Source organism: Methylobacterium sp. CM6246 (assembly GCF_054818005.1).
On sequence record NZ_JBTXKY010000001.1, the window covers coordinates 1,469,612 to 1,492,478 of the forward strand.

Genomic DNA, 22,867 nt, shown 5'->3' on the forward strand with positions numbered 1-22,867 from the left:
GCGGCGGACGCGCTCATGGCCGAGGTCGGCGAGACTCTGCCCGACGAGGGGCCGCAGGACGCGCTGGAAGCCGGGGGGCTCGACAGTGGCCCCGGCCGGCGCGTGCCGCAGCGGACCTGCATCGTCACGCGCGTCGTCCAGCCGCCCGAGGCGATGATCCGGTTCGTGCGCGGCCCGGATGGCGCCGTGGTGCCGGACCTGCGGGCCAAGCTCCCCGGGCGCGGCGCCTGGATCAGCGCGAAGCGGGATGCCGTCGCGACGGCGGTCCGCAAGAACCTGTTCGCGCGGGCGTTCAAGGGACCGGCCCAGGCCGGCCCCGACCTCCCGGACCGGATCGTCACAGGCCTGCGCGAGGATCTGCGGCAGGCGATCGCCATGGCCAACAAGGCGGGCTGCGTGGTCGCGGGCTTCTCGAAGGTCGAGGCGGCGATCGGCGGCCAGCCCGGCGCGGTGGCGCTGATCCACGCCGCGGAAGCCAGTCCGGACGGCCGGCGCAAGATCGCCGCGGCCTTGTACCGACGGCACGGCGAGGCCATGTCAAGGATACCGATCATCGACGACCTGTCCGAAGATGAATTGGACATGGCCTTAGGTCGGGATCATGTGATACACGCTGCGCTCGTCGCAGGAGCCGGAGCTGCCGGCTGCCTGTCGCGTTGGCGTCGGCTACGCTCCTTCGAGGGCGCCGCCGCGGCGACCGAGGAGCCCGGTCCAGCCCGAATCGGCGGGATCGACGAAGCCTCACGTTGACGACGCACCAGGACGAATTTGGCTGGCGCCACCGGGCGTCGGTTCACGGGACGATGGAAACCCTCAGGGTTCAGGCTGAATGAGCGACACGAACAACCCGGGCGACAAGACTCTGAACAGGACTTCTCCGAAGCCGCTCTCCCTCAAGCGGCCGATCGAGGCGGGTACCGTACGGCAGAGCTTCTCCCATGGCCGCTCCAAGCAGGTCGTGGTCGAGACGGTCAAGCGCCGTGGCGTCATCGGCGCGGCGCCGGCCGCCCCTGCCCGTGAGCCTGCGCCCGCCCCGCGCCCGGCCCCTGCTGCCACCACCACCCCGCCGCCGCGCCCGGCCCAGCGCTCGGCATCGGGTGTGGTGCTGCGCACGCTGAGCGAGCAGGAGAGCGCGGCCCGCGCCGCCGCCCTGGCCGACGCGAAGCGCCGCGAGGCCGAAGCCCGCCAGAAGGTCGAGGCCGAAGCCGAGGCGCGCCGCAAGGAAGCCGAGGAGCAGGTCCGCCGCGAGCGCGAGGAGGCCGAGGCCCGCCGTCGTGAGGAGGAGGCCCGCAAGGCCGCCGCCGCCGAGGCCGCCCGCGCCGCCGAGGAGGCCGCCAAGGCCGCCGCCGCCGCGAACGCCGCTGCCGCCGCCGAGGCTCCGGCCGCCGCGCCGGATGCCCCCGCCGCCGCTGCTGCGCCCACGGCCGCCGCTCCGGCTGCCGCCCCCGCCCGTCCGGCCGGGGCGACGCGTCCGATGCCGGCACGTCCGACCACCGTTTCAGGCCGTCAGCCCGAGGGTGCCCGTCCGGCGGCAGCCCCCGCGCGTCCGGCCGCCTCGGCGCCGGCCGCCCCCGCGGCGCGTCCGCCGCTGACCGCCCGTCCCGCCACCGGCGAGCCGCGCAAGACCATCACGGCGGATTCGCGCAAGCCCCGCGACCTCAACTTCATGGCGCGGCCCGCCCCGGCGCCCGAGCCCGAGAAGAGCGCGACGCCGACCACGGCCGCCCGCCCCGCCGGTGCGACCGCTGCAGCGCGTCCCGCCGGCCGCGGTGCCCAGACCAACGAGGACGAGTCCGAGACCAAGCGGGTCATCCGCCGTCCCGGCATGCCGCTCAAGATCATCGCGCCCCCGAAGACGCCGAAGTCGCCGGGCGGTGACCGCAACCGCGGCCGCCTCACCATCGCGACGGCGACGTCCGGTGAGGACGAGCGGACCCGCTCGGTGGCCTCGTTCCGCCGCCGCCAGCAGCGCATGAGCGGCCGCGGGCAGGTCGAGCAGAAGGAGAAGCTGTCCCGCGAGGTGACGATCCCCGAGACGATCACCATCCAGGAACTCGCCAACCGCATGTCGGAGCGGGCCGTGGACGTGATCCGCCTGCTGATGAAGCAGGGCGAGATCCACAAGATCACCGACGTGATCGATTCGGACACCGCCCAGCTCATCGCCGAGGAGCTCGGCCACACCGTGCGCCGCGTCGCCGAGTCCGACGTGGAAGAGGGCCTGTCCTCCGACGAGCCGGATCTGGAGGAGGATCTCGATCCCCGTCCGCCGGTGGTCACCATCATGGGCCACGTCGATCACGGCAAGACCTCGCTGCTCGACGCGATCCGCAAGGCGAACGTGGTGGAGGGCGAAGCCGGCGGCATCACCCAGCACATCGGCGCCTATCAGGTCGCCTCGCCGTCCGGCGAGATGATCACCTTCATCGATACCCCGGGCCACGCGGCGTTCACGTCGATGCGCGCCCGCGGCGCCAAGGTCACCGACATCGTGGTGGTCGTGGTGGCGGCCGACGACGGCGTGATGCCGCAGACCATCGAGGCGATCCAGCACGCCAAGGCGGCGGGCGTCCCGATGATCATCGCGGTCAACAAGATCGACAAGCCGGACGCGAACCCCCAGCGGGTCCGCACGGAGCTGCTGCAGCACGACATCCAGGTCGAGTCGATGGGCGGCGAGACCCTGGAGTTCGAGGTTTCGGCCAAGACCGGCGACGGTCTGCCCGAGCTGCTGGAGGGCATCCAGATCCAGGCCGAGATCATGAACCTGCGCGCCAACGAGAAGCGCGACGGCGAGGGTACGGTCATCGAGGCCCAGCTCGACCGCGGCCGCGGCCCGGTGGCGACCGTGCTGGTCCAGCGCGGCACCCTGTTCACCGGCGACATCGTCGTGGCCGGCGCCGAGTGGGGCCGCGTGCGCGCCCTGGTCGACGACCTCGGCGAGAACGTGCAGTACGCCGGCCCGTCGGTGCCCGTGGAGGTCCTCGGCTTCAACGGCACCCCCGATGCCGGCGACCGCGTGACCGTGGTGCCGAGCGAAGCCCGGGCCCGCGAGGTCACCGAGTATCGCGCCCGCCAGAAGCGGGAGCGCCAGAATGCCCGCGCCGGCGGTGCCAACCGCTCGCTGGTCGACATGATGCGCGACCTCAAGGAAGGCGCCGGCCGCAAGGAGCTGCCGGTCGTCATCAAGGGCGACGTGCAGGGTTCGGTCGAGGCGATCTCGGGCGCCCTCGAGAAGCTCGGCAACGGCGAGGTCGCGGCCCGCATCCTCCTGTCGGGCGTCGGCGGCATCACCGAGTCGGACATCACCCTGGCTCAGGCGTCGAAGGCGGTGGTGATCGGCTTCAACGTGCGCGCCCTCAAGGAGGCCCGCGAGGCCGCCGAGCGGGCGGGGATCGATATCCGCTACTACAACATCATCTACGACCTCGTGGACGACATCAAAGCCACGCTGTCGGGGATGCTGCCGCCCACCCTGCGGGAGGAGCGCCTCGGCGAGGCGACCATCCAGGAGGTCTTCGAGGTCTCGAAGGTCGGCAAGGTCGCGGGTTGCCGCGTGCAGGACGGCATCGTGGAGCGTGGCGCGCATGTCCGCCTCATCCGCGACAGCGTCGTGATCCACGAGGGCAAGCTCAAGACCCTGAAGCGGTTCAAGGACGACGCGAAGGAAGTCACCTCCGGCCAGGAGTGCGGCATGGCCTTCGAGAACTTCGAGAACATGCGCGCAGGCGATGTGATCGAGTGCTACCGGGTCGAAGAGATCCGCCGCACGCTCTGAGAGCCCGGACCCGATCCGGACAGGGCGGTCGCGGCGTCAGCCGCGGCCGTCTTTTCGTTTCGCGCGTCGTTTCGCGCACCGCGCCCCTCTTGGACGTGATCCCTCTTGGACGTGAACCGGCCGCCCTGCGCCGCCGGCCCGAGACAGAATGGCCCAGAAACCAACCTCCAGCGGCCCCTCGCAGCGCCAGCAGCGCGTGGCCGAACTCGTGCGCCACGCCCTCGCGGAGGTGCTCCAGCGCGGCGACATCCAGGATCCGGTGCTCAACACGCATGTCGTGACCGTGCCGGAGGTGCGGATGTCTCCGGACCTGAAGCTCGCCACCGCCTACGTGATGCCGCTCGGCGGTGTCGACGAGGCGCCGGTGATCGCCGCCCTGGACCGCCACCGCAAGGTGCTGCGCCAGGAGGTGGCGCGCCGAGTGAACCTGAAATTCGCGCCCGAGCTGCGCTTCCTCCGCGACGAGACCTTCGACGAGGCGGCACGCATCGACAAGCTGCTCCGCGACGAGCGGGTGCAGCGCGACCTCGTCCCGGAGCGGGACGGCGACGGGCATGAGGACGACGAACCGGAGACCGGTCGGGGGCATTGATCCCCGACGGCACACGGACAGGAACGGGGCAACGACCCCGGGGGACACGAGGCTATGACCGTTTCCATCGAAGATCATCCGCCGGCCGAGCGCGCGGTACCCGGTCCCGGCGCCGAGCGCCGGGGCCCGGAGGAGCGCCGCCCGCAGCGCGGGCCGCGTCCCGACCGGCCCAAGCGCCGGGACGTGTCGGGCTGGGTCATCCTCGACAAGCCCGTCGGCATGACCTCGACCCACGCCGTCGCGGTGGTGAAGCGCGCCTTCAACGCCAAGAAGGCCGGCCATGCCGGGACCCTCGATCCGCTGGCGTCGGGCATCCTGCCGATCGCCCTCGGTGAAGCGACCAAGACCGTCCCGTTCGTCATGGACGGTCGCAAGGCCTACCGGTTCACCGTGCAGTGGGGTGTCGAGACCGACACCGATGACGCCGAGGGCCGGGCCGTGGCGACCAGCGAGGCCCGCCCGGAGCGCGCCGCCGTGGAGGCGGCCTTGCCGACCTTCGTGGGGGCGATCGAGCAGGTCCCGCCGCGCTATTCCGCGATCAAGATCCAGGGCGAGCGCGCCTACGACCTGGCCCGCGAGGGCGAGATCGTGGAACTGGTGGCCCGGCCGGTGCAGATCGACCGCCTCGCGGTGGTGGAGCATGACGGCGAGCGCACCGTGATCGAGGCCGAGTGCGGCAAGGGCACCTATGTCCGTGCCCTGGCCCGCGACCTCGGCCGTATGCTCGGCTGCTACGGCCATGTCTCGGCCCTGCGCCGCACCCGCGTCGGGCCGTTCTCGGAAGCCGAATCGTGCTCCGCCGCCGGCTTGACCGAGGGCGGCCCGGAAGCCGCACTCGCGCATCTCCGGCCGGTCGAGACCGCGCTGGACGCGATCCCCGAGGTGACGGTCTCGCGCGACCTGGGCCTGCGCCTGATGCGCGGCCAGTCTGTCATCCTGCGCGGCCGCGACGCCCCCGTGGAGGGCAAGGCCTTCGCGACCTGCGGCGGCATCCTGGTCGCGGTGGGCGACGTCGAGCGCGGCGAACTGGTGCCGCACCGGGTGTTCCACCTCGGCGGCACGGCGCCGGGGCGCAACGCCGGGTAACGGCCGTCCTACCTTCACCGACGTGGGCTGCCGGATCGACGGTTCGGGTTTTTCAGCGCAAGTCTTTCGAACACAACGCGTTTCTCCTCCCCCTCGTGGTTTGGATGTTCACGCATCGGCGCTCACAGGGCGCGACGAACCCCCTCTCCCGTACCGAAGAGGGGACCCGCGCCGTCATCCCGGGGCGCCGCAGGCGAGCCCGGGATGACGGCGGGTGGCTTTTTCGACGGAGCCTCAAGGCGGAAAAGACTGAGCCTTCCGCCCTGAACAGCGATCAAAATTCCAACCTGTCCGACCCGGTGTCACAAGGGTAGGAGAGCGCCTCGTGCCCCCGCGCGGACGACGGCGTGTGACCGTCGTCATCCGCGCGGGGGCGGCGACCTGCGGCGCATTCGGAAACAAGGGGGGGGCGGCGGTTGCCGGCCGCATCCCAGCCGGATCTCCTTCGCACCCATCCCGTCCAAACCCGCCAGCCCTACACCTGAGGCGCGTCCGCGCAGGCGGAACGAACCGGGGCGGGCGGACTTTGGCCCCGGCAACCGGCCTGGGAATACGATGAACGAACACGCGTGCGATGTGGCGGTGATCGGGGCCGGGACCGCCGGCATCGCCGCCTATCGGGCCGCCACCGACGCCGGGGCCAGCGCCGTGCTGATCGAGCGCGGCCCGGGGGGGACGACCTGCGCCCGGGTCGGCTGCATGCCCTCGAAGCTGCTGATCGCGGCAGCCAAGGCCGCCCACGCGGCCCGGAGCGCCGATCCGTTCGGCATCCGGGTGTCCGGCGTCGCGGTGGATGGGCGCGCGGTGCTCGAACGCGTCCGTGCCGAGCGGGACCGGTTCGTCGACAGTGTTCTCGACGGTCTCGACGGGCTGCCCGAGAGCGCGCGCATCGCCGGCACCGCCCGGTTTGAGGATGGCCGCAGCCTGACGGTCGATGCCCACACGCGCATCGCCTTCAAGGCCGCCGTGATCGCCACGGGATCGAGCCCGAACATCCCGAAGCCGCTCCACGGGCTCGGCGACCGGCTTCTCACCACCGACACCCTGTTCGAGATCCCCGATCTCCCGGGCTCTCTCGCCGTGCTCGGCGCCGGCGCGGTGGGGATCGAGATCGCCCAGGCGATGACGCGCCTCGGCGTCCGGGTCACGGTGCTCGATACGGGCGACACGGTCGCCGGGCTGTCCCAGCCGGACCTCGCCCGACAGGCCGCCGCGATCTTCGGGGCGGAGCTGGACCTGCATCTCGGCGCGACGCTCGAATCGGCGACGCGCGACGGCGACGGCGTGCGCCTCGCCTGGACAGACCGGCACGGGCACGCGCAGGTGACGCGGGCCGAGCGGGTGCTCGCCGCCACCGGCCGCGCGCCGAACCTCGACGGACTCGGGCTGGACGCCGCAGGCCTGCGCCTCGGCGACGACGGCGTGCCGGATTTCGACCGGCGCAGTCTCGTTTGTGCGGGCGCCCCGATCCTGATCGCCGGTGACGCCGATGGCTGGCGGCCTGTGCTGCACGAGGCCAGCCGCCAGGGCGGGATCGCCGGCGCCAACGCGGCGGCGCTGGCTGCGTCCTGCGCCGTGGCGAAGCCGGAACCCTGGACCAGCCTCGCCATGGTGTTCACCGATCCGCAGGTCGCGGTGGTCGGCGCGCCCTACGAGGCCGACGCCCCCGGCCGCGTGACCGGCACCGTCGAGTTCGCCGACCAGGGCCGCGCCCGGGTCGACGGCGCGAATCGCGGCGGCCTGCGGATCTGGGCCGACCGGGACGGTACGCTCCTGGGGAGCGAAATGATCGGACCCGCGGTCGAGCATCTGGCGCATCTGCTGACCCACGCGATCGCGGACGGAAAGACCGCCGCAACTGTCCTGAACCAGCCCATATACCACCCTACAGTTGAGGAGGGATTTTCGACGGCATTGTCTGAAATCACACACACGATCTGCCGGTCTTAGTCTGCGTTCAACGGCATCGTGATTCCGGTTTCATCTTGGTGTCTGAGGAAGCATTGCACTTCACTGCGCCCCCGGTCATATCAGACCGGATGAGCGGGGTGCTTTCCTGATGCCGCCGAAACAGGCCCCCCAAGGCGGCCCCGACCTGGATACGCTCGCGTCCGACGCGCTGGACCGCCTCGACGAGGGCGTGATCGGCCTCGACGCGGACGGCACGGTCGTGGTCTTCAGCGAGGGCGCGAGCACCCTCTCGGGCCTCTCGCGCGAATCAGTTCTGGGCCGCAACTATTTCCGCGAGGTGATGCCGGGCACGAACGTGCCGAGTTTCCGCGGCCGCTTCCTCTCCGGAACCCGCAGGGGCGCCCTGGACGAGAGCTTCGACTACGTGTTCGGCCGGCTGCCCCAGCCCCTGCGCGCGCGGGTCCACATGCGCCACGGCAAGGCCGCGGAGGCCGGGCCGGTCACGTGGCTGACCATCGATCCGCTGGAGAGCCTCGGCGCCGGCCTGTCCCGTGAGGCCGTCATGGCGGCGATCGGCCGGCGGGCCCGGGCCGAGCCGGTGGATGCCAGCCACTGCGAGCGCGAGCCGATCCACATCCCGGGCTCGATCCAGCCCAACGCGGTCATGATCGCGGCCGACGCCGGGACCCTCCAGGTCCTGGCCTACTCGGCCAATGTCGACGAGATCGTGGATCCCGTGGATCCGCCGCTCGCCGGCCGTCCCCTGGAGGAGGTGCTGCCCCGGGACTTCGTCGCGGCGGTCCGCGCGCGGCTTTCGGCCGGCACCCTGTCGGACGGCCTGTCCGTCCGCCGCCGGCTGACCCTGACCGGCCGCGCCGCACCCTATTACGTGGTCGCCCACGCCCATGCCGGCCGGGTGATCGTCGAGCTGGAGCTCGAGCCCGAATCCGCCGACGACTTCCCCACCGCCAGCCAGGTCGACACCGAGCTCGCGGTCGGGCGCCTGCGCGAGGCCGACACCCTGGCCGAGGCCGCCCGCATCGCCGCCCTGGAGATCCGGGCGTTCACCGGCTTCGAGGCCGTGCTGGTCTACCGGTTCGACGCGGACTGGAACGGCGAGGCGGTGGCCGAGGACAAGGTTCCGAACTGGTCACGCAGCCTGCTCGGCCTGCGCTTCCCGGCTTCCGACATCCCCGCGCAGGCCCGCGCCCTCTACACCCGGGCCAAGAACCGTTTCGTGATCGACCGGGACAGCGTGCCGGTCGGCCTGGTCGCGGCCCCCGGCGCCGGCAACGGCCCGATCGACCTGACCTTCGCGCAGCACCGCACGCTGTCGCCGATCCACCTGGAGTACCAGCGCAACCTGGGCGTGAACGGCTCCATGTCGATCTCGATCATGGTCGAGGGCCGGCTCTGGGGCCTGATGATCGGCCATCACCGCCGCCCGCACTATGTCACGCCCGAGACGCGCTCGGCCGCTACCGTGCTCACCGACGCCTTCGCCATGCGGGTGCAGGAGATCGAGTCGCGCCGGCTCTGGGAGGAGCGGCAGACCCATCTCGACGTCGAGGGCCGCCTGGTCCGCGGCCTGACCCGGTCCGACGACTTCGTGGCCGCGCTCACCGGCGGCACCACGACCCTGCTCGACCTGTTCAGCGCCACCGGCGCCGGCATCGTGGCGGGCGAGCGGGTCACCCTCATCGGGCAGGCGCCGCCCCCCGCGGTGGTCGCCCGGATCGCCCGCTGGCTGCGGACCGGGCTGCAACCGGGCGAAACCGACTACAGCAGCAGCAGCTTCACCGCGGAATACCTGGAGGCGGCCCCGTACCGGGAGATCGCCAGCGGCGTGCTCGCCGCCTTCGTGGACGAGTCGCGCGAGACCCTGCTGATCTGGTTCCGGCCTGAGGTGCCCAGCACGGTGACCTGGGGCGGCGACCCGCGCAAACCGGTGCTCGCCGGCAGCGGTCCGGTGGCCCTCCTGCCGCGTCGCTCGTTCGAGCGCTGGGTCGAGGAGCGCACCGGCTACGCCACGGCCTGGGCCGCGTGGCAGGTCCATCTCTCCCGCTCGCTCGCCGAGGCGGTCGAGGGCGTGGTGCTGCGCCAACGCCGCAAGATCGACGAGCTGACCAGCCTGCTCGCCGAGAAGGAGCGCCTGCTCGAGCAGAAGGACCTGCTGACCCGGGAGATCGACCACCGGGTGAAGAACTCCCTGCAGATCGTCTCGGCCTTCCTGCAGATGCAGCGCCGGCAGATCGCCGACCCCGACGCCCGCCAGGCCTTCGCGGACACCTCCGCCCGGGTGATGAGCGTCGCCCGCGTGCACGACAGCCTGTACCAGGCCGAGCGCTTCGACGAGGTCGATCTCGGTCAGACCATCGAGAACCTGTGCAACGATTTGGCGGGGCTGGCCGGCGAGGGCCACGCCGTGGACCTCTCGGCCGAGCCCGGCCTGATGGTGCCCTACCGCAAGGCGGTGGCGCTCTCGCTGATCGCCACCGAACTCGTCACCAACGCCTTCAAGTACGCCGCCAACCCCGCCGGCGGCGGCCGCGTCGAGGTCAGCGTCTCGGCCTCCGGCCCCGGCGAGGTCCAGCTCCGGGTCTGCGACGACGGCTCCGGCCTGCCCGACGACTGGGCCGACGCCAAGGTGCGCGGCAGGGGCACGGGCCTCGGGATGAAGCTGATCCGGGCGATGCTCGACCAGATCAACGCCCGGCTCGACGTGGCCAACAACCCGGGCGCGTGCTTCACGATCACGGCGTGAGCGGTATCGCCACCGCCATCGCGATCCCTCAGGCGTCCGCCTCCGCCAGCAGCCCGTCCACGAACTGCGCCAGACCCGTCCGGCGCGCCCGCTTCAACCGCTCGGCGGACAGGATGCCCTGGAGCGCCCGGAAGGCGTCCTGCAGGTCCTCGTTGACGATGACGTAGTCGTACTCGCTCCAGCGCTGGATCTCGGTCCGGGCGTTGGCCAGGCGCTTCTCGATCGTCTCGGCCGAATCCTCGGCGCGGCGCTCCAGGCGCTGGCGCAGCTCGGCCATGCTTGGCGGCAGGATGAACACCGTCACGACGTCCTGGGCCAGCTTGGCCCGGACCTGGCGGGTGCCCTGGTAGTCGATGTCGAAGATCATGTCCTGGCCCGAACCCAGGACCTTCTCCACCGGCCGGCGGGGCGTGCCGTAATAGTTGCCGTGGACCTCGGCCCATTCGAGCAGGTCGTCCCGGCTGCGCAGGTCCTCGAACGCCTCCCGGTCGATGAAGTGGTAGTGCCGCCCGTCGATCTCGGAGGGGCGGCGCGACCGGGTGGTGACCGAGATCGACAGGTCGAGCGCCCAGGCCGGGTCCTGCGCGACCGCCCGCGTCAGCGTGGTCTTGCCCGCCCCGGAGGGCGACGACAGGATCAGGATCAAGCCCCGCCGCGCGATCGTGTCGGAGACGTTGTTGGCCGGTCCGCTCATCCGCGTGGCTCCGTCGCGATATCCATCCGCATCCCTCAGGTCCCGAAAACTCATTCGATGTTCTGCACCTGCTCGCGGAACTGCTCGACCACGGCCTTGAGGTCGAGGCCGATCCGCGACAGGCTGATGTCGTTGGCCTTGGCGCCCAGGGTATTGGCCTCGCGGCCGAACTCCTGGGCCAGGAAATCCAGCCGCCGGCCGATCGCGCCGCCCGCCGCGAGCAGCTCCCGGGCGCTGGCCACGTGGGCGTGCAGCCGGTCCAGCTCCTCGCGCACATCCGCCTTGCCGGCGAGCAGCATCGCCTCCTGGTGCAGGCGGTCGGGATCGAGGCCGGCCCCGCCCAGAGCCGCGATGGAGGCCGCCAGCCGGGCCCGCACCGCCTCGGGCTTGCGCGCCGGGTTGTCCTCGGCGGCCTGGGTCAGCGCCGCGATCCGGTCGACCTGCGCGGTGACGATGTCGGCGAGCTGGCGCCCTTCGGCCCGGCGAGCCTCGACCAGGTCGGCGACCACCTGGACCACGCCCTCGGCGAGGTCCCGGGCGACCGCCTCCGTCTCCGGCGATGCCGCCTCGTCGTCGCTCTCGATCACCCCGCGCACGCCGAGCAGCCCGTCCAGGGTCGCGGGCGCCACGCCATCGGGCCGCGGCACCCGGGCGACCGCCTGCGCGAGGCTCGCCAACAGGGCTTCGTTGATCCGCACGCGGGCCGTCGTGTCCGGCTTGGTCAGCGTCAGGGTAAGCTGGCACTGCCCCCGGGACAGGGTCTTCTGCAGGGCCGCGCGCGCGGTCTCGCCGAGCCCGTCATAGCCGGCTGGCACCCGGACGCGCACGTCGAGCCCGCGCCCGTTGACGCTGCGGACCTCCCAGGCCCATTGCACCGCCCCGGTGGTGCCCGCCGCCCGGGCGAACCCGGTCATGCTCGCGATCTGGGCCAAGCCGACCCCCCGTCCTCAAGAAGATCGGGGCCTGTAGCACGGATCGCTTCGGGGGGAAGGGGCGGACGGGCAGGGGGGATGCCGGATCGGGGTTCATTTCGGACGGCCCCGAGGTTTCGGGGCTGCTGATCCGCGGCGTCCTTGCTGCGGGGTCCTTGCTGCGACGTCCTTGCCGCGGCGCCCTCGTGCACGCAGCGCCGCGACCCGGCGATCCGTGACGGCCCGGGATCCCGCAGCCCACGTGATGACGCCGGTCGGGTGGTCCTCAGCCGAACAGTCCGGGAAGGCTGGCAGGCGGACCCTGACCCTTCCCCCTGGAGCGGACGTTCCTGCCCCAACCCAACCTGCTCGCCCGGCTTACCATGGAGGCATCCCGTAGGCGGTCATCCGTCGACCGTCCGGCAAATTCGGCTCGGGGTGGAGGTAGGACCCTGGCCCTTCGTCCTGAAGCGGACATTCCGCCCTCGAACCAAATGCATCATCCGGCGACGTCTACGGATTCGCCACCCATGGCCTCCCGGCGGGCGAAGGCCCAGTCGATCAGTGCCTCGATGGATGGCCCGAGCGCGACGCCCATCTCGCTGAGCGCATACTCAACCTTCGGCGGCACCTGGGGGTAGACCGTCCGGGTGACGATGCCGTCCTTCTCCAACTCCTTGAGCTGCTGGATCAGCATCTTCTGGTTCACGCCCTCGATCCGCTTCTCCAGCTCCGAGAACCGTAGCGGCACCTTCGCGGCGAAGAGCTGGACGATGATGACGATCTTCCACTTGCCCTCCAGCACCCGAAGGGTCTCGCTGGTCGCCGCCGCCCAAACGAGCTGCTGCTTTGGGTCTTCGCAGAACCAATCGCGCCCCTGACCCATACTTACCTCCAGGTAAGCTACCCACCTTTTGGTAGGTTCTTGCTGATACTTCTAGCTACCCATATTTCCCGCTGCATCGCAACTGACGGGGTTGGGGAACAGGGCATGAAAATCGGCATCATCGGCACCGGGCACATCGGCAAGTCCCTGGCCACGAAGCTCAGCGCGGCCGGTCACGATGTGAAGGTTGCCAACTCTCGCGGTCCTGAAACCATCGGGGCCGACGTGCTGTCGTGGGGCGCCCGCGCCGTCACGGCACAGGATGCGGCCTCGAATGTCGACGTCGTCATCCTCTCCATCCCGCCGACCGGCATTCAGAAGATCGCCCCTCTGATCCGGGCGATCTCCGAGAAGACCATCGTCATCGACACCTCGAACTACTACCCGATGCGCGACGGGACAATCGACGCCATCGAGGCCGGTCAGGTCGAGAGCCTGTGGGTCTCCGAGCAACTGGGCCGGCCCATCGTCAAGGCCTGGAACGCCATCGGTTCGGGCTCGCTGGCCGAGAAGGGTTCACCATCCGGTAAGCCGGGACGCATCGCCATTCCGATTGCGGCCGATCGCGAGGAGGATCGTCGCGTGGGCATGCGTTTGGTTGAAGATACCGGCTTCGACGCCTTCGATGCGGGGTCTCTCGCTGAGTCGTGGCGCCAACAACCCGGTGCGCCGGGCTACTGCACGGATCTGACGCGCGAGGAGATGCCGGGCGCACTCGCGGCAGCCGACAGGGCCCGCCTGCCCAAGCGGCGCGACCTCGTGGTCGCGGTGGTGCAGGAGCGCGTCGGCGACGGCAAGACCAATCCGGACGCCGAGTTCGGCGTTCGCGTCGCGCGTACGATCTGCCTTTGACGCCTGACCTCGGCACTCACGAAAGGAAACGACCGATGACCCGCGTTGTCCGCTTTCACGAATACGGCTCCGCAGATGTGCTGCGCATCGAGGACATCGAGGTTCCCGGGCCTGCCGCCGATGAAGTGCAGATTGCGGTTCGAGCAATCGGCCTCAACCGTGCGGAGGTGATGTTCCGCAAGGGCGCTTACCTGCAGGAAGCGAACTTCCCCTCGCAGCTCGGCTACGAAGCAGCCGGTACGGTCAAGGCGACGGGCCGCGATGTGTCCGGGTTCGCCAAGGGCGACGCCGTCAGCGTCATCCCGACGCTCGATATGTCGCGTTGGCCCACCTATGGCGAGGTCATCAACATTCCCGTCCGCTCCGTCGTGAAGCATCCGGCCGCCCTTTCGTTCGAGAAGGCAGCCGCATCCTGGATGCAGTACGTCACCGCCTGGGGGGCTCTGATCGACCAGGCCAAACTCACCGCCAACGATTTCGTCATCGTGTCGGCCGCGTCGAGCAGCGTCGGCATCGCTGCGTTCCAGATCGCCCGCAGCGTCGGGGCGACGGTGATCGCAACCACCCGCACGAACGCCAAGGCGCAGGCGCTGATCGATGCCGGTGCGCATCACGTGATCGCCACGGACGAGGGCGACCTGGCGGCGCGCGTGAAGAACATCACCGGGGGCAAGGGGGCCCGCGTCGTGTTCGATCCAATCGGTGGCCCTGCCATCGCGCAGTTTGCCGAAGTCATGGCCGTGGGCGGCATTCTCCTGGAGTATGGCGCCCTCAGCCCGGACGAGGGGCCATTCCCGCAGTTCGCCGTGCTCGGCAAGAGCCTGACCCTGAAGGGATACCTCTACACCGAGATCGTCAGCGATGATGAGGCGCTTGCCCGTGCGAAGGCATTCATCATCGAGGGACTGGAAAGCGGCAAGCTCAATCCACTGGTGTCGCGGACCTTCCCGTTCGACCAGATCCGGGAAGCGACCCAATTCCTTGAGTCCAACGAGCAGATCGGCAAGATCGTCCTTACGCTCGATTGATGGTGAGGATGCTGGGCTCTCCAGGGTCCGGCATGACATCACCTGACAGCGTTCCGCTGGCGCACCGTCTGCTTGCGGAACGATCTGCCCGGCAGCGTACGTTCCCGGCTTCTGTAATGAGCCGAGAACGGGCGGAACAGCGATGTCCGCTTCGATACCTGCGCCGCCTGGAACCGGACCGGCGGAAATCCACCCAACCCAGTCGGAGGTCATCCTCCGCCATGCTGCTGCGAAGCGGACATTCCGAAGGTCCGTAGGGTCGGAAGCGGACCCACGGCACGCGTTCCACCCGTCGGATTCTCACCGCCAGGCTCGCTGCACGCGCCATGACGGAGAGCCGTCGGCGACGCAGCGGACAGAAGGCCCACGCACCGCGTGGATTTGCAGTGGATCCGTTCTGGTTCTGGAAAGCGCCGCGCTTCAGCGGAGCCCGGCGCCTCCCAGCCTACCGCCGCCCGCGCGGGGCCGGCGTCGGGTCGGCCAGCGCCGGGACGGTCTTGGGCGAGCCGAGATCGTAGCTGCGGTTCTTCAGCGGATCGAGGCGGGTGCCCTCGGAGGCGTCGAAGGCGCGGGTGCCCGGCGTGCCGGAATCGAGGGCGAAGGCCGCGTTGGTGTTCGGGGCGTTGCCCGGTGCGAAGGCCGAGGCCCGGCCGGGGACGCTCGGGTCGGGGCCCGGCTCGACCTTGTCGACCGCGTCCGGCGGCGCCTGGCGGCTCTTCTCGACCGCGCGCCAGCGGGCGACGTTGCGCTGGTGGCCTTCGAGCGAGTCGGCGAAGGCGTGGCCGCCGCTGCCGTCCGCCACGAAGTACAGGTCCTTGGTGCGGGACGGGTTGGCCACCGCCTCCAGGGCGGCGCGGCCGGGATTGGCGATCGGCCCCGGGGGCAGGCCCTCGATCGCGTAGGTGTTATAGGGCGTCGCCCGGTCGATCTCGGAGCGCAGGATGCCGCGCCCGAGGGTGCCGCGCCCGCCCACCAGCCCGTACACGATGGTCGGGTCCGATTGCAGCTTCATCCGCTTGTTGAGGCGGTTGATGAACACGCCGGCGACCCGCGGCCGCTCGTCGGCCCGGCCGGTCTCCTTCTCGACGATCGAGGCCAGGGTGACCATCTCAGCCGGCGTCCGCACCGGCACGTCGGCGCTGCGGCGGAGCCAGATCTGGTTCAGCACCTCGCGCTGCTTGGCCCGCATCAGGTTCACGATCTGCTGGCGGGTGGCGCCGCGCTCGAACTTGTAGGTGTCGGGCAGGAGTGAGCCCTCCGGGGGAATCTCGTTGATCTCGCCCGAGAGGATGTCGTTGTCGTTGAGCCGCGTGACGATCTGCTCGGAGGTGAGACCCTCGGGGAACGTGATCGCGTGCTGGACCTGCCGGCCGGTGGTCACCGTGTCGAGGGCGTCGGCGATGCTCGCATGCGCCTTGAAGATGTACTCGCCGGCCCGGAGCGCCGGCCGTCCGCCGAAGCGGGCGGCGAACTCGAACAGGCCGGTATGGTCGATCACGCCCTCGCGCTTGAGGGTCTCGGCGATCTCGCCCGTGCCGCTGTGGGTCGGGATCACCACGACCTTGTCGGCGACGAGCGGCCCCGGCTCGCGCACCTGGCGCTGGAACAGGGTGATCCCGATCATCGCCGCGATGGCGATCACCACCGCGAAGGTGAGGGCGCCGCTGATGATGCCGACGAGACCGCTGCGCTCGCGCACCGGCTTCTCCGGCGGCGGCGGCGCGGCGGTCGGCTTGATCGCCTCGCCCGGCGAGCGCGGCGACAGCCGCTGCGGCAGCGCGGGGCCCTCCGTCGGATCCTGCGCGATGGTCTCGGGCGCGGGCGTCTTTGAGCGGCGGAAGAACATCGCGTTCCTGTCACGAGCATCATCCCGAACGCCGGCACGCGGCCTTCGGGACGACGAGGATGCAAAACCAGCGGCCTGACGCGTCGTCCCGGATCCGACTTCCGGGACGACGCGTCAGGCCCGCGCGACCGATCCCGCGCCGCGGGCCGGGACCGGCAGCCCGCAACCCGGTGTGCGCGTCGAGATCCGCGACCCTAGTCGGGTTTGTGGCGAAAATGCCGTTTCGCGCCGCGAGAGCGGGCCGATCGGGGCGATGGGTCAGACCGGCGGCTGGCAGGTCGCGCAGAAGAAGGTCGAGCGGTTGGCCTGCACGATCCGGGTGACCGAGCCGCGGCAGCCCGGGTGGCGGCACGGCTCGCCGACCCGGTCGTAGACCCGGAAGGCGTGCTGGAAGGCGCCCGCGCTGCCGTCGGTGTGGGCGTAGTCGCGCAGGGTCGAGCCGCCGGCCTTCACGGCCTCCTGCAGCACCTGCACGATCGCCTTGGCGAGCGCGTTGGCCTTGGGCGTCGGGCGCCCGTCGGGCTTGATCAGCAGGCCGGCGGGGGTCTCCGGGTGGAGGCGGGCCCGGTGCAGGGCCTCGCAGACGTAGATGTTGCCCAGGCCCGCGATCAGGCTCTGGTCGAGCAGCGCGGCCTTCAGCGGCGTGATCTTGTGCCGGAACAGGCCGGCGATCACCGCCCCGGTCAGCCCGTCGAGCGGTTCGATCCCCATCCGGGCGAAGTGGCGGCTGGTCGCGAGGGTCTCGCTCGGGACGAGGTCCATGAAGCCGAAGCGGCGGGCGTCGTTGTAGGTGATCGTGGCCCCGGTGCTCATCGCCATCACGACGTGGTCGTGCTTCGGCGTGCCCTGCGCCCCCTCCAGGTAGAAATCCCCGGGGGAGAGGTTGCTCCCGTCGGGGAGGGCCACGTCGAACCGGCCGCTCATGCCGAGATGCATGATCAGGGTCTCGCCCGAATCGAGCCCGGCGGTGAGGTACTTCGCCCGGCGGGTGAGGTCGGTCACGGTCCGACCCTCCAGCCGCGCCGCGAATCGCTCCGGGAACGGAAAGCGCAGGTTCGGCCGGCGCAGGGTGACGCGGCTGAACCGGGCGCCGACCATCGCGGGCACCAGGCCGCGCCGCACCGTCTCGACCTCGGGAAGCTCCGGCATTGTTTTCGGACTTTTCGTTCGACCACGCGAGCGCGCGTTGAGGATATCGAGTTCTTCGAAGAAGTCGGCAACGGCGCGGTTTGCCGCCCTGGCCCGCGAAGAGCGCGCGAAGGCTGGCGCTCAGCGACGGCGAAGTCTGACGTAGAGCGCGCCGCCGCCGCCATGGTGCCGCGACGCTTCCTCGAAGCCCAGCACGATGCCGCGCAGCTCGGCGCCGCGCAGCCAGTGCGGCACGCTGCGCCGGAGCACCCCCCGCTCCGCGAAGGCATCGGGATAGGACGAGCCTCCTCTCTCCTGGCCCCCTTTGCCGGTCACCACCAGTACGTAGGCATGCCCGGCGGCCCGGCACCGCAGAAGGAATCCTGTCAGCGCAGCATGGGCTTGCGCCTGCACCATCCCGTGCAGGTCGATCCGCGCCTCCACGGCCAGACGCCCCCGGCGCAGCCCGACCTTGGCCTGCCGCTCCAGCCCCGACGGGGCAGCGTGGCTCTGGAGCGGCGCCTGATAGGGCGCAGCGGTGACCTTCTGGGGCAGGGCGGCAGCCGGCTTGGGCGGCGGTTTCAGGCGCGCTTTCTTGGCCACCGGAGGCGCGGTCGGCTTCAGGATCGGCGCCGTCAGCGGCGGCATGGTGGCGGTCGGCGGCGCCGGCGCGACCTCGGGCTGCGGCAGCGTCGCCCGGCCGGTCAGCGGTGTCACGAGCTTGGCGATCTCACCCCAGAGCCGGGCCTCCCCGGCGCTCAGCCGGCGCGTGCGGCGCGGCGGCCTCACGGCGCGACCCCGCGGGCGGGCTTGGGCAGCAGCACGACGAAGCCTATGGAATCGCGTAGGTTTCCGGCCGCGACCCCGGCCTGCGCCCCGGTCCCGACGAACAAATCGCCCCGGGCCGGGCCGACGATTGCCGACCCCGTGTCGGCGGCGATGACCAGGCGTCCGGTGTCGCCCGGCACGCCGCCCGGCAACGGCCCGTCCAGCCAGAACGGCAGGCCGTAACGCCACAGTCCGCTATCCACCGCGAGGCTACGCCCCGGCGTCAGCGGCGCATTGGCGGCACCCGGCGGACCGAGCGCCGGATTCTCCACCGGGGCCAGGCGGAAGAAGATGTAGGAGGCATTGGTGCGGATCAGCCGTCGCGCACTCTCGGGATGGGCGCGCAGCCAGGTCGTCCAACGGGCCAGCGTGAGGCCTTCCAAAGGCAGGTGGCCCTCCTGCACGATCAGCTTGGCCACGGCCGTGTAGGGCCGGCCGTTGCGGCCGTCATACAACACTCGGACGGCCCGGCCGTCGGGCAGGCGGACGCGTCCGGAGCCCTGGACTTGCAGGACCAGGAGATCGACCCCGTCGCGCAGCCATAGGATCGGCCGCGCCTGGGCGCCCAGCGCCCCGTCCTCGATCGCCGCTCGGTCCGGATAGGGTCCGAACCCATCCGCGGTGGCGCGGGCGGCGCGCAGGACCGGGTCGAGACCGGGGCGGGTCTCGCCAGGGGCCAGCGAGACGAGGTCGTCAGGTCGGGCGAGAACCGGCGTCGGGAAGTCCGGACCCTGCGTGAGAGAGCCGTCCAGCTCCGGCTCGAAGTAGCCCGTCAGGAAGCCCGGGCGCTCTGCATCTGGCCGCACCACCCGGTAGGCCTCGAACCGATCCTGAAAGAACGTGGCTGCCGCCTCGCGCGTCACCCCCACCGCAGCCGCGCAAGCCGCCGACAGGTCCGCCGGATCGCCAGCGACCCCCGCCGGCTGTGGCGTAGCGGGCTGGGGCGCGGCGCAGACCCTCCGGAACGCGTCGAGTGAAGCGGCCGGATCGGGGCCGGGAAAGCCCGGCAGTGCTGCGAACGCCACGGGTGTCAGGACCGCCCCGCCGACCTCGGCGGAGGCGGCCATGGACGAGCCGGCTAGGAACGTCGCGTAGAGGGCGGGGATGAGGACGGTCGGGATACCTCCGGACCAGGCACGCAAGTTTGGCACGGCAACGGGGTCACGAAATCAGGCGCCGGCCTCGGTGGCCACGAGCTGCCAGTTCGGGTCCCGCGAGCCGAGGGTGCGCGCGAAAGTCCAGACGTCCGGCACCTCGACAACCGTCTCGGCGCTGCCGTCGACGACCTTGCCCTCGGCGTTGCGGGTGGCGGTGATCAGGTTCGACAGGAACCGCACGGTGATCTGCGCGACACGGTTACGCACCTCGATGGCGACGATCTCGGCCTTGTCGATCGACACGAAGGTGGTTTCCAAGGTCTGTCGGTTGCGCTCACGCTCGACGATGGCCCGCTCGAAAGCTTCGCCGACCTCTTTCGACAGGAGCCCCCGCAGGGTTTTCCGGTCGCCCTTTGCGAAGGCGATCATGATCGTCTCGTAGGCCGACTTGGCCCCCTCGATGAACGTGCGAGGGTCGAAACTCGGCTCCGCCTGAACGGCCGCTTCGAGCCCGCGGGCGATCTCGGAGCCGGGCTCCGCGATGCCGCGCCAGTCACGTACCGCCGCAGACGCTGTGGCCGACGCGGGCTGAACCCGGTCGGCACCGGGCAACCGAACGACGTTGTCGCCCTCAGATCGGGCCTGCGGCTCGGTACGGCTTCGATCCACCGGCTTGAACGGCGAGCGCTCGGCACCGGTCTTCTGGCCGAGCACCGAGCGCAGGCGCCAGATCACGAAGACTGCGAGTGCGAGGAAGATGATCGTCGTAATGTCGAAACTGTCCTGCATCACCGATCCGATGGTGGCCGCGGCGGGACCTCGTGCCCCGTGCCGAGGTCGTGCGCGGTGCGGCGCCGGCAAAGCGCTCGCGGGTCTAGGCGACTCATAACTGACCAACGCGCAAGGAGCGAGCCGGTTATACCGATGCGGAACGCCGCGATCCCCATGCGTCAACCGATATGGGTCTCGAACACCGCTGCCGCCAGCGCCACGCCAGCCCGCTGCTTGTCCGTCTCCGACGCGCGTGTTAGCGGCGCTGCCTTCCGGGCCGCATCGCGGTGCCGTTCCGCGGCTCGCGCCGCGACAACCCGGGCCGGCCCTGCCGGCCGATCGAGAAGGATGATCCGCATGGCCGACTCTCCGGCAGCCAACGGCAACGGCGGCGGCATGCCGCAGGGCGACGCGCCGACCATCAATGCGCTGGCTCAGTACACGAAGGACCTCTCCTTCGAGAACCCGAACGCGCCACGCTCTCTCCAGCCCAAGGAAGGTCAGGGTCCGCAGATCAACATTCAGGTGAATGTCAGCGCGCAGCAGCTCTCCGACACCGATTTCGAGGTCGAGCTGACCCTGGAGGGCGACGCCAAGATCCAGGCCGAAGTGCTGTTCGCCTTCGACGTGAAGTACGCGGGCGTCTTCCGCATGGTCAACATCCCGGCCGACCAGCTTCATCCCGCGGTGATGATCGAGTGCCCGCGCCTGCTGTTCCCGTTCGCTCGGCAGATCGTGGCCGAGGCGGTGCGCAACGGCGGCTTCCCGCCCCTGTACATCGATCCGATCGATTTCGTTGCGCTCTACCGCCAGAAGGCGATGGAGGCCCAGGGCGCCAGCGGTCCGCTCGCTTCCTGAGGCGCTGAACCGTCCCGGCGGTCAGTGGCCGCCGGGACCGCGATAGGCCGCAGCCAGCGTTCGCAGCGCTTCTACAGGGCGCCCGCTCAGTCGCCGCCAGGACGTTGCAGGGCCCCGATTAGCTGGACAGACGGAACGGCTCGCCCGCTGGTGGGATCGGGAAGTCCGGGGCTAGGAACCAGCGCAGGCTCTCCTCTATCAGCACGATCTCGTCCCGCCCATGCATCTTCGAAATCCGTAGCTCGGCGAACTCCCACTTCGGGGCTGACCATCTCGACAGCCATCGCGGTGGTGGGCTGGTCATCATCCAGATCACCTGCAACGCCACACGGACCACGGCACAAAAGCAGTCGCCGACATAGCCCTCGGGCGCGAGCCGGGGGTGACGCCAGCAGACGTGTTCGTGAACTCGGTCGAGGTCGCGCCAGAGAACGGGTCGTTCGGCGACGGGCTCACGCCGTACGGCCCGCCCGGCCGGCGCGGCCGCAGGGGGCGGACGCTCGCTGCCGGGCTTGACCGTACGAGGGACGGCGTTCAGGTCCGGGGCCCATTGCCAGACCTGGATCGCATGAGCCCCACCGCACACCTTGCCCTGATCAACCTGTTCACCGGAGACATCCAGGGTGGCCTCGGCCCCTTCCTGGGGACGTGGCTGGCGCAGGCTGCGTCCTGGAGTCCGGCGCGGGTGGGCTTTGTCATCACCCTAGTGGGCATCGCGACGCTATTCTTGAGCGGCCCGTTCGGGGCCATGGTCGACCGCTTTACACGTCCGCGTCTCCTGGTGGCGCTCGCCTGCGCGGCGATCCTGGCGGGCACGCTCCTGCTTCTCCCGGCGCGCAGCTTCCCGGCGGTCCTGGTGGCGCAGCTGCTCGCCGCGGCGGGAGGTACCCTGTTGCTGCCGGCGGTCGCCGCGCTGACCCTCGGGATCGTCGGGAAGGACGGGTTCCCTAAACAACAGGGCCGCAACCAGGCGTTCAACCATGTTGGCATCCTGATCGCCGCCGGCGGCATCAGCCTCGGCACTGGAACATTCGGTCCGGCGATCGCCTTCTGGGTGCTGGGCGGTATGGCGGTCGCCGCGATCGTCGCGACGCTAACGACCCCGGCCGGCGCCTGGAGTCGACGTCGCGCGGTCGGTTGGGAGGAGGACGCGGACGACGAGCCGCAGCGCAGCGGCATTCGTCAGGTCCTCGGCAACCGGCGTCTGCTGGTGCTCACCGTGGCGCTGACGCTGTTCAACCTTGGCAATGGCGGCATGCTGTCCCTGCTCGGACAGAAACTGGTGGCCACCGCCGCCGACGCGACGACATGGACGGCCCGCTACGTGATGGTGGCACAGCTCGTGATGGTGCCAGTGGCCCTGTTCGCCGGCTCCCTGGCGGATCGGCGCGGACGACGCCAGCTCCTGATGGTGGCGTTCGCGGTACTGCCGGTGCGGGCCGTCCTGTCGGGTCTGATTGACGATCCGGTCTGGCTCATCACGGCGGAAGTCCTGGACGGTGTCGCCTCCGGCATCGTCGGCGTGGCCGTGCCGGTGATCGTGGCGGACCTGACCTGGGGGTCCGGGCGTACCCAGACAGCGCTCGGCAGCGTCAACGCCGTGCAGGGCGTCGGCGGCGCCCTGTCGGGCTGGTATGGTGGCTTGTCCTACGGATTGTTCGGCTGGACCGGCGCGTTCCTCGCCCTCGGCGTACCGGCCCTTATCGCCCTGGTGCTGGTGATATGGCTCGACGCGACGCCGGAGCCCGGTCGGCGCAGGCGTGGGAGGGAGCGGCGACGCACGGCGGGCCAGGGAGCGTAAAAACTCTTGCCTATCAGGTTCGGGACCCCCTGCGGG

19 protein-coding genes are annotated in these 22,867 nt (G+C 70.7%); 10 read left to right on the top strand and 9 right to left on the bottom strand.

Annotated features, from left to right (window positions below; all coding sequences use genetic code 11):
- Positions 1-15: 15 nt before the first annotated feature.
- The 6 genes from ACYQPG_RS07385 to ACYQPG_RS07410 all read left to right on the top strand — a co-directional run bounded on the left by ACYQPG_RS07385 (position 16) and on the right by ACYQPG_RS07410 (position 10,131).
- Positions 16-750: an RNA-binding protein gene (locus tag ACYQPG_RS07385; protein ID WP_461230641.1), complete on the top strand. Its 735-nt coding sequence runs from the start codon at positions 16-18 to the stop codon at positions 748-750.
- A 79-nt stretch (positions 751-829) separates the two neighbouring features.
- Positions 830-3,778, top strand: coding sequence for a translation initiation factor IF-2 (gene infB, locus ACYQPG_RS07390; protein WP_461230642.1), 2,949 nt, complete (start codon positions 830-832; stop codon positions 3,776-3,778).
- Positions 3,779-3,926: 148 nt separating this feature from the next.
- A complete protein-coding gene (gene rbfA, locus ACYQPG_RS07395; protein WP_147910546.1) occupies positions 3,927-4,370 on the top strand; it encodes a 30S ribosome-binding factor RbfA in 444 nt (147 codons plus the stop codon).
- Positions 4,371-4,424: 54 nt separating this feature from the next.
- Positions 4,425-5,456 (top strand): tRNA pseudouridine(55) synthase TruB, encoded by a 1,032-nt coding sequence (truB, locus tag ACYQPG_RS07400; RefSeq protein ID WP_147910547.1) that lies wholly within the window; start codon positions 4,425-4,427, stop codon positions 5,454-5,456.
- 555 nt (positions 5,457-6,011) lie between these two features.
- Positions 6,012-7,406 (top strand): dihydrolipoyl dehydrogenase, encoded by a 1,395-nt coding sequence (locus ACYQPG_RS07405; protein ID WP_461230643.1) that lies wholly within the window; start codon positions 6,012-6,014, stop codon positions 7,404-7,406.
- 109 nt (positions 7,407-7,515) lie between these two features.
- Complete coding sequence (locus tag ACYQPG_RS07410) at positions 7,516-10,131, top strand: histidine kinase dimerization/phosphoacceptor domain -containing protein (RefSeq protein ID WP_461230644.1); 2,616 nt, start codon at positions 7,516-7,518, stop codon at positions 10,129-10,131.
- 28 nt (positions 10,132-10,159) lie between these two features.
- Here ACYQPG_RS07410 and gmk read toward each other — a convergent pair whose 3' ends face one another.
- The 3 genes from gmk to ACYQPG_RS07425 all read right to left on the bottom strand — a co-directional run bounded on the left by gmk (position 10,160) and on the right by ACYQPG_RS07425 (position 12,622).
- Positions 10,160-10,825, bottom strand: a complete 666-nt coding sequence (gmk, locus tag ACYQPG_RS07415) for a guanylate kinase (protein ID WP_461230645.1) — start codon at positions 10,823-10,825, stop codon at positions 10,160-10,162.
- 50 nt (positions 10,826-10,875) lie between these two features.
- Entirely contained in the window at positions 10,876-11,739 is an 864-nt protein-coding gene (locus tag ACYQPG_RS07420) for a YicC/YloC family endoribonuclease (RefSeq protein WP_147939068.1), read from the bottom strand.
- Positions 11,740-12,235: 496 nt separating this feature from the next.
- Positions 12,236-12,622 (bottom strand): winged helix-turn-helix transcriptional regulator, encoded by a 387-nt coding sequence (locus tag ACYQPG_RS07425; protein ID WP_419829082.1) that lies wholly within the window; start codon positions 12,620-12,622, stop codon positions 12,236-12,238.
- 105 nt (positions 12,623-12,727) lie between these two features.
- Here ACYQPG_RS07425 and ACYQPG_RS07430 point away from each other — a divergent pair, with 105 nt between their 5' ends.
- Positions 12,728-13,474, top strand: a complete 747-nt coding sequence (locus ACYQPG_RS07430) for an NADPH-dependent F420 reductase (protein WP_147906302.1) — start codon at positions 12,728-12,730, stop codon at positions 13,472-13,474.
- A gap of 35 nt (positions 13,475-13,509) precedes the next feature.
- On the top strand, positions 13,510-14,502 hold the full coding sequence (locus ACYQPG_RS07435) for a zinc-dependent alcohol dehydrogenase family protein (RefSeq protein WP_461230646.1): 993 nt from the start codon (positions 13,510-13,512) through the stop codon (positions 14,500-14,502).
- A gap of 445 nt (positions 14,503-14,947) precedes the next feature.
- Here the strand turns inward: ACYQPG_RS07435 and mltG are convergent, their stop codons facing one another.
- The 6 genes from mltG to ACYQPG_RS07465 all read right to left on the bottom strand — a co-directional run bounded on the left by mltG (position 14,948) and on the right by ACYQPG_RS07465 (position 20,531).
- On the bottom strand, positions 14,948-16,348 hold the full coding sequence (gene mltG, locus ACYQPG_RS07440) for an endolytic transglycosylase MltG (protein ID WP_147906304.1): 1,401 nt from the start codon (positions 16,346-16,348) through the stop codon (positions 14,948-14,950).
- Between the two features lie 258 nt (positions 16,349-16,606).
- Positions 16,607-17,497, bottom strand: coding sequence for a bifunctional DNA-formamidopyrimidine glycosylase/DNA-(apurinic or apyrimidinic site) lyase (gene mutM, locus ACYQPG_RS07445; RefSeq protein WP_461230647.1), 891 nt, complete (start codon positions 17,495-17,497; stop codon positions 16,607-16,609).
- A gap of 120 nt (positions 17,498-17,617) precedes the next feature.
- Positions 17,618-18,265: a Smr/MutS family protein gene (locus ACYQPG_RS07450; RefSeq protein ID WP_147906306.1), complete on the bottom strand. Its 648-nt coding sequence runs from the start codon at positions 18,263-18,265 to the stop codon at positions 17,618-17,620.
- Positions 18,262-19,455, bottom strand: coding sequence for a murein transglycosylase A (mltA, locus tag ACYQPG_RS07455; RefSeq protein ID WP_461230648.1), 1,194 nt, complete (start codon positions 19,453-19,455; stop codon positions 18,262-18,264). The genes ACYQPG_RS07450 and mltA overlap by 4 nt, the downstream gene beginning before the upstream one ends.
- Before the next feature lie 18 nt (positions 19,456-19,473).
- The gene (locus ACYQPG_RS07460; RefSeq protein ID WP_461230649.1) at positions 19,474-20,190 is read right to left on the bottom strand and encodes a Tim44/TimA family putative adaptor protein; all 717 of its coding nucleotides are present in this window, start codon (positions 20,188-20,190) and stop codon (positions 19,474-19,476) included.
- Between the two features lie 161 nt (positions 20,191-20,351).
- Complete coding sequence (locus ACYQPG_RS07465; protein ID WP_147957908.1) at positions 20,352-20,531, bottom strand: hypothetical protein; 180 nt, start codon at positions 20,529-20,531, stop codon at positions 20,352-20,354.
- On the opposite strand from ACYQPG_RS07465, the gene secB reads away from it, so the two are divergent.
- A complete protein-coding gene (gene secB / locus ACYQPG_RS07470; RefSeq protein WP_147857047.1) occupies positions 20,530-21,030 on the top strand; it encodes a protein-export chaperone SecB in 501 nt (166 codons plus the stop codon). The two genes, ACYQPG_RS07465 and secB, sit on opposite strands and share 2 nt — an antisense overlap.
- 568 nt (positions 21,031-21,598) lie before the next feature.
- Positions 21,599-22,831, top strand: coding sequence for an MFS transporter (locus tag ACYQPG_RS07475; protein WP_461230650.1), 1,233 nt, complete (start codon positions 21,599-21,601; stop codon positions 22,829-22,831).
- Positions 22,832-22,867 lie beyond the last annotated feature (36 nt).

What these genes read in the sequence shown, in the direction of transcription:
- ACYQPG_RS07435 (WP_461230646.1), top strand. Translation starts at nt 13,510, where the DNA reads ATGACCCGCGTTGTCCGCTTTCACGAATACGGCTCCGCAGATGTGCTG.
- gmk (WP_461230645.1), bottom strand. Translation starts at nt 10,825, where the DNA reads ATGAGCGGACCGGCCAACAACGTCTCCGACACGATCGCGCGGCGGGGC.
- mltG (WP_147906304.1), bottom strand. Translation starts at nt 16,348, where the DNA reads ATGTTCTTCCGCCGCTCAAAGACGCCCGCGCCCGAGACCATCGCGCAG.
- secB (WP_147857047.1), top strand. Translation starts at nt 20,530, where the DNA reads ATGGCCGACTCTCCGGCAGCCAACGGCAACGGCGGCGGCATGCCGCAG.
- infB (WP_461230642.1), top strand. Translation starts at nt 830, where the DNA reads ATGAGCGACACGAACAACCCGGGCGACAAGACTCTGAACAGGACTTCT.
- ACYQPG_RS07475 (WP_461230650.1), top strand. Translation starts at nt 21,599, where the DNA reads ATGAGCCCCACCGCACACCTTGCCCTGATCAACCTGTTCACCGGAGAC.
- ACYQPG_RS07465 (WP_147957908.1), bottom strand. Translation starts at nt 20,531, where the DNA reads ATGCGGATCATCCTTCTCGATCGGCCGGCAGGGCCGGCCCGGGTTGTC.
- ACYQPG_RS07460 (WP_461230649.1), bottom strand. Translation starts at nt 20,190, where the DNA reads ATGCAGGACAGTTTCGACATTACGACGATCATCTTCCTCGCACTCGCA.
- ACYQPG_RS07420 (WP_147939068.1), bottom strand. Translation starts at nt 11,739, where the DNA reads ATGACCGGGTTCGCCCGGGCGGCGGGCACCACCGGGGCGGTGCAATGG.
- rbfA (WP_147910546.1), top strand. Translation starts at nt 3,927, where the DNA reads ATGGCCCAGAAACCAACCTCCAGCGGCCCCTCGCAGCGCCAGCAGCGC.
- ACYQPG_RS07385 (WP_461230641.1), top strand. Translation starts at nt 16, where the DNA reads ATGGCCGAGGTCGGCGAGACTCTGCCCGACGAGGGGCCGCAGGACGCG.
- ACYQPG_RS07430 (WP_147906302.1), top strand. Translation starts at nt 12,728, where the DNA reads ATGAAAATCGGCATCATCGGCACCGGGCACATCGGCAAGTCCCTGGCC.
- mutM (WP_461230647.1), bottom strand. Translation starts at nt 17,497, where the DNA reads ATGCCGGAGCTTCCCGAGGTCGAGACGGTGCGGCGCGGCCTGGTGCCC.
- truB (WP_147910547.1), top strand. Translation starts at nt 4,425, where the DNA reads ATGACCGTTTCCATCGAAGATCATCCGCCGGCCGAGCGCGCGGTACCC.
- ACYQPG_RS07405 (WP_461230643.1), top strand. Translation starts at nt 6,012, where the DNA reads ATGAACGAACACGCGTGCGATGTGGCGGTGATCGGGGCCGGGACCGCC.
- ACYQPG_RS07425 (WP_419829082.1), bottom strand. Translation starts at nt 12,622, where the DNA reads ATGGGTCAGGGGCGCGATTGGTTCTGCGAAGACCCAAAGCAGCAGCTC.
- ACYQPG_RS07410 (WP_461230644.1), top strand. Translation starts at nt 7,516, where the DNA reads ATGCCGCCGAAACAGGCCCCCCAAGGCGGCCCCGACCTGGATACGCTC.